Here is a 6079-nt window from a genome sequence, read left to right as displayed (position 1 = left end):
CCTGGCGGCTTTAGCGCGGTGGTCCCACCTGACCCCATGCCGAACTCAGAAGTGAAACGCCGTAGCGCCGATGGTAGTGTGGGGTCTCCCCATGCGAGAGTAGGGAACTGCCAGGCATCAAATAAGTGAAAATCCCTGTACTGACGTACAGGGATTTTTGCGTTTTTGTCATCGACAAAATTTGCTGCACGCAACGTCCTCGTTCGACAAACATATCCCCTAATACCTGACATATACGGTAAACTATCCCGGTTTTTGCATCTGGATAGCGTCTATGAATCACTCCCTTAAGCCCTGGAATACCTTCGGCATTGACCGAAATGCTCATCAGATCGTACAGGCTGACAATGCCCAGCAACTGCTGGCCGCATGGAATCACGCCACACGAAACCAACAGCCCGTTCTCATTCTGGGTGAGGGAAGTAACGTTCTCTTTTTGGATGATTTTGCCGGTACAGTGATCGTCAATCGCATTAGCGGGATTGCCGTGCAGGAGGCAGAAGATTGCTGGCATTTGCACGTCGGTGCCGGTGAGAACTGGCATAATCTGGTGCAATTTACCCTCGAAAACGGGATACCCGGGCTGGAAAACCTGGCGCTAATCCCTGGCTGTGCCGGATCCTCTCCGATCCAAAATATCGGTGCCTATGGCATCGAGCTTAAGCATGTTTGCGAATACGTTGACTGTATCGAACTGGCAACAGGACAGGCGGTACGTCTGAGCGCCGAACAATGTCAGTTTGGCTATCGCGACAGCGTATTCAAGCATGATTATCAGGATAAATTTGTCATTGTCGCGGTGGGTCTGCGGCTGACTAAAAACTGGCAGCCGGTTCTCTCCTACGGTGATTTAACCCGTCTGGATCCTGCGACGGTCACTGCTAAAGAGATTTTTGCTGCAGTCTGCCATATGCGGATGAGCAAACTTCCCGACCCTAAAGTGAACGGCAATGCGGGCAGCTTCTTTAAAAACCCGGTCGTCACGGCAGAAACAGCACAAGTCTTGCTCGCGCAATGGCCTCATGCACCGCACTATCCGCAGGCTGATGGCAGCGTCAAACTGGCCGCAGGTTGGTTGATTGATCAATGCCAGCTCAAAGGCACCACCTACGGCGGTGCCGCAGTGCACCGCCAGCAGGCATTGGTGCTGATCAACGAAAATAACGCCACCAGTCACGACGTCGTGCAGCTGGCGCATCAGGTTCGCCTGCTGGTTGGCGAGAAGTTTAACGTCTGGCTTGAGCCTGAAGTGCGCTTTATCGGATGTCGTGGCGAAGTGAACGCTGTGGAGGCTATCGCGTGAAAGACAATACTATTCCCCTGACGCTGATCTCTATCCTGTCGGATGGCGATTTTCATTCTGGTGAACAGCTTGGTGAGCGTCTGGGTATGAGCCGCGCGGCCATTAATAAACATATTCAGACCCTGCGTGACTGGGGAGTGGATGTCTTTACCGTGCCGGGAAAAGGTTACAGCCTGCCGGAACCCATTCAGTTACTGAATGAAGCCATTATTCGCGGTCAGATAACCGACAATAACGTTGTCGTGTTACCGGTGATTGATTCGACCAACCAGTATCTGCTCGACAGGCTCAACGAGTTACAGTCTGGCGACAGCTGCGTGGCAGAGTATCAGCAGGCCGGGCGGGGTCGACGTGGGCGCAAATGGTTTTCACCTTTTGGCGCCAATCTGTATCTGTCAATGTACTGGCGTCTTGAGCAAGGTCCCGCTGCTGCCATAGGGCTCAGCCTGGTAATTGGCATCGTGCTGGCAGAAGTGCTGCAATCGCTCGGCGCGGAAAAAGTGCGCGTGAAGTGGCCAAACGATCTCTATCTTAACGATCGTAAACTTGCTGGGATCCTGGTTGAGTTAACAGGTAAAACAGGTGATGCAGCGCAGATCGTGATCGGCGCGGGGATCAATCTGGTGATGCGAAACGTGCAGGCGGATGTCATCAATCAGGGTTGGATCAATCTGCAGGAAGCGGGGATCTCCATCGATCGCAACGTCCTTGCGGTGCGTATCATCAGAGACTTGCGCGATGCTCTTCACGCCTTCGAGCAGGATGGATTAACGCCGTTCCTTGCACGCTGGGAAAAGCTGGATAACTTTGTTCATCGCCCGGTGAAACTGATTATTGGCGATAAAGAAATCTACGGTACGTCGCGCGGTATCGATGCCCAGGGGGCGTTATTACTCGAGCAGGATGGGGTGATAAAACCGTGGGTAGGCGGTGAGATTTCGCTGCGCAGTGCCGAATAAGATCAGGCACCGAAAGGGTATCCAGAATAATCCCTAAACAATTGGTTACCCTCTCTTAAACACTTTGTGATGGGGTATAATCTGAAAGCAGCGGGGTGACAGTTGATTACCCTGCGTTTCGCCTTTCTGGAGAGTCATTTTGCGCGTCAGCCGTTCTTTAACTATCAAACAAATGGCGATGGTTACTGCCGTCACCATGGTGTTTGTTTTCGTTTTTTGCGTCATTTTGCTGTTTCACGCCATTCAGCAGAATCGCTATAACACGGCTACGCAGCTTGAAAGCATCGCTCGCTCAATACGTGAGCCCCTTTCTGCCGCCATTTTGAAAGGGGATATTCCCCAGGCGGAATCCATTATTAAGAGCATTCAGCCGGGCGGTATTGTCAGCCAGGCGGATGTGGTCCTGCCGAATCAATTCCAGGCGCTGCGGATGAACTTTATTCCTGAGCGCCCGGTGCCGGTGATGGTGAAGCGCTTGTTTGAACTGCCGGTGCAAATTTCGCTGCCGGTTTATTCCCTTCAGCGTCCGGTCAACCCACAGCCTCTGGCTTACCTGGTCCTGCAATCCGATTCCTGGCGGATGTACAAATTCGTGCTCAGTTGGGTATCAACGTTGGTGACCACTTACTTATTGCTCACGCTGATGCTTACCGTCGCGCTGACATGGTGCATTAACCGACTGATTGTCCATCCGCTGCGCCGTATTGCCCGTGAGCTGGATGCCCTCTCGCCACAGCAGCAGGTAGGGCATCAGCTCGCCCTGCCACGTCGCCTGCATCATGATGACGAAATCGGCATGCTGGTGCGCAGCTACAATCTTAACCAGCAGCGGATCCTGCGCCAGCATGAAGAACTGAGCCACAACGCGACCCGTTTCCCGGTCTCTGACCTGCCCAACAAAGCATTTCTGATGGTGTTGCTGGAGCAGGCGATGAAGCGTCAGCAGAGCCTGGCGCTGATTGTGGTCGCCTGTGAAACGTTGCAGGATACGGCGGGTGTGCTGAAAGAGAGCCAGCGCGAAATGTTGCTGCTGACGTTGGTCGAAAAACTCAAATCCGCGATTACCCCCCGGATGGTGCTGGCCCAGGTGTCGGGCTATGACTTTGTGATTATTGCCAATGGTATTACAGAGCCGTGGCACGCTATTACACTGGGTCAGCAAGTGCTCACTGTCATAAATGAGCGGCTACCGGTTCAGGGGATCCAGTTGCGGCCAAGCGCCAGCATCGGGATTGCCATGTTCCACGGTAATCTGACGGCGGAACAAATCTACCGCCGCGCATTTTCTGCGGCCCTTACTGCCCGCCATAAGGGCAAGAATCAGATTGAGTTCTTCGACCCTGAGCAGATGGAAAAAGCTCAACAGCGGCTGTCGGAAGAGAACGATATTCTGATGGCGCTGGACCGCAATGACTTTGCCATCTGGCTGCAGCCGCAGGTAGATCTGAGCACCGGTCGGGTGAAAAGTGCTGAAGCGTTGCTGCGCATGCGACAGGCAGACGGCAGTTGGGAACTTCCCGAAGGGCTGATTGACCGGATTGAAAGCTGTGGTCTGATCGTTGCCGTGGGTCATTGGGTCCTGGAAGAGTCGTGTCGTTTACTGTCCGCCTGGCAGTCGCGGGGAATTATGATGCCCCTGTCGGTCAACCTGTCAGCGCTGCAGCTGATGCACCCAACCATGGTTACGGAGCTACTTGAGCTGATTCATCGCTTCCGGATCCGACCGGATACCTTGTTCCTGGAAGTGACAGAGAGCCGTCGTATTGACGACCCCAATGAGGCAGTGGCCATTTTACGCCCGCTGCGTAATGCCGGGCTGCGCATCGCGCTGGATGATTTCGGCATGGGTTATGCCGGGTTGCGACAGCTTCAACACATGAAAACCCTGCCAGTAGACGTGCTGAAAATCGATAAGACGTTTGTCGACGGGCTCCCTGACGACAGCAGCCTGGTGCAGGCGATTATTCAGATGGCGCACAGTCTGCAGCTGGGGATTATTGCCGAAGGCATTGAGACCGAAGCGCAGCGCGAATGGCTAGCCACGGCCGGGGTCGAGTTTGGCCAGGGATATCTCTTTGCCAAAGCCGTTCCGGTTGATCTCTTCGAGCGACGTTATCTTGATCCCGATGGCCATCAGGGTAATGACTGAAATGTTGCTGGCTTGTACGAGTCAGCTCAAAATTCTTAACATTTTCGTTTCAAAATGAGAGTGGGATTCTATCTGTCCTGATTTATGGGTGCTATTTTAAGGCCGCAGGTGTTCTTTAACCCTACAAATCCTGCGGCTTTTCTTCCCAAGGACATCTTATGAAAACCTCTCTCTTCAAAAGTCTCTACTTTCAGGTACTGACCGCTATCGCTATTGGTATTCTGCTGGGTCATTACTACCCTGAAGTTGGCGCCCAAATGAAACCGCTTGGCGATGCCTTCGTTAAGCTGATTAAGATGGTGATCGCCCCGGTTATTTTCTGTACCGTGGTGACCGGTATTGCAGGTATGGAAAGCATGAAAGCCGTGGGCCGCACGGGTGCGGTTGCGCTGCTCTATTTCGAAGTGGTCAGCACCATCGCCCTGATTATCGGGCTGGTGATTGTCAACGTGGTCCAGCCGGGTGCGGGTATGAACGTCGACCCGTCCACGCTGGATGCCAAAGCAGTCGCGATCTATGCCGAGCAGGCCAAAGATCAGGGCGTGACCGCCTTCCTGCTGGATGTGATCCCCGGTAGCGTGATCGGTGCCTTCGCCAGTGGCAACATTCTGCAGGTGCTGCTTTTCGCCGTGCTGTTTGGCTTTGCACTCCATCGCCTGGGCAGCAAAGGCCAGCTAATTTTCAACGTCATCGAAAGCTTCTCGCAGGTGATCTTCGGCATCATCAATATGATTATGCGTCTGGCACCGATTGGCGCCTTCGGCGCGATGGCGTTCACCATCGGTAAATACGGCGTCGGGTCGCTGGTGCAATTGGGTCAGCTGATCATCTGCTTCTACATCACCTGTATTCTGTTTGTGGTGGTGGTGCTGGGCGGTATCGCGCGTGCGGCGGGCTTTAATATCTTTAAATTTATCCGCTATATCCGCGAAGAGCTGCTTATCGTTCTGGGTACTTCCTCATCCGAATCGGCGCTGCCGCGAATGCTCGATAAGATGGAAAAGCTGGGCTGCCGCAAATCAGTGGTGGGGCTGGTCATTCCGACCGGGTATTCGTTTAACCTGGACGGCACCTCTATTTATCTGACGATGGCGGCGGTGTTTATCGCCCAGGCGACGAACAGCCACATGGATATTTTCCATCAGATAACCTTGCTGGTGGTGCTGCTGCTCTCTTCCAAAGGGGCGGCAGGGGTGACGGGCAGCGGCTTTATCGTGCTGGCGGCCACTATCTCTGCGGTGGGTCATCTGCCGGTGGCCGGGCTGGCGCTGATCCTCGGTATCGATCGCTTTATGTCTGAGGCCCGTGCGTTAACCAACCTGGTAGGCAACGGTGTGGCGACGGTGGTGGTGGCGAAGTGGGTGAAGGAGCTGGACCACAAAAAACTCGACGATACGCTGAATAATCGTGCGCCAGATGGCAAAACACACGGATTGTCCTCCTAAAATCTTCTCTCAGGCCCGCATTCCCTTGTCGGGGTGCGGGCTCCTGCGCATAATGACCCCTGTATACTTGTCATATTTCGATATGATTTATTTCAGGTTAATTTCACTTCTTGCCGTGACGTTTCATTGAACGCGCGGTCTAATCGGAGTGTTTTGAACATTATATTTAGAGTGCGACAGGGCGTGTGGCACTCTTTGCAACCAGGAATGTTGATCAGGGGTT

General features: G+C 53.6%; 4 protein-coding genes and 1 rRNA gene. All 5 read left to right on the top strand.

Translation table 11 applies throughout. The features are described from left to right. The 5 genes from rrf (at position 1) to M8013_RS01310 (ending at position 5856) form a co-directional block, all read left to right on the top strand. Positions 1–116 (top strand): 5S ribosomal RNA (gene rrf / locus M8013_RS01330). Between the two features lie 158 nt (positions 117–274). After that, positions 275–1303: a UDP-N-acetylmuramate dehydrogenase gene (murB, locus tag M8013_RS01325; RefSeq protein WP_271266037.1), complete on the top strand. Its 1029-nt coding sequence runs from the start codon at positions 275–277 to the stop codon at positions 1301–1303. Next, positions 1300–2262 carry a bifunctional biotin--[acetyl-CoA-carboxylase] ligase/biotin operon repressor BirA gene (gene birA, locus M8013_RS01320; protein WP_271266036.1) on the top strand — a complete coding sequence of 321 codons (963 nt, stop codon included), beginning with the start codon at positions 1300–1302 and terminating at the stop codon, positions 2260–2262. The genes murB and birA overlap by 4 nt, the downstream gene beginning before the upstream one ends. 139 nt (positions 2263–2401) lie before the next feature. Next, positions 2402–4411, top strand: coding sequence for a biofilm formation regulator HmsP (gene hmsP / locus M8013_RS01315; protein WP_271266035.1), 2010 nt, complete (start codon positions 2402–2404; stop codon positions 4409–4411). Between the two features lie 158 nt (positions 4412–4569). After that, positions 4570–5856: a dicarboxylate/amino acid:cation symporter gene (locus M8013_RS01310; RefSeq protein ID WP_271266034.1), complete on the top strand. Its 1287-nt coding sequence runs from the start codon at positions 4570–4572 to the stop codon at positions 5854–5856. Positions 5857–6079: the final 223 nt, after the last annotated feature.

The organism is Silvania confinis (genome assembly GCF_025564085.1).
Lineage (GTDB): Bacteria > Pseudomonadota > Gammaproteobacteria > Enterobacterales > Enterobacteriaceae > Enterobacter > Enterobacter confinis.
The sequence above is the reverse complement of the archived record's forward strand: the minus strand, read 5'-3'. Positions and strand labels throughout refer to the sequence as shown.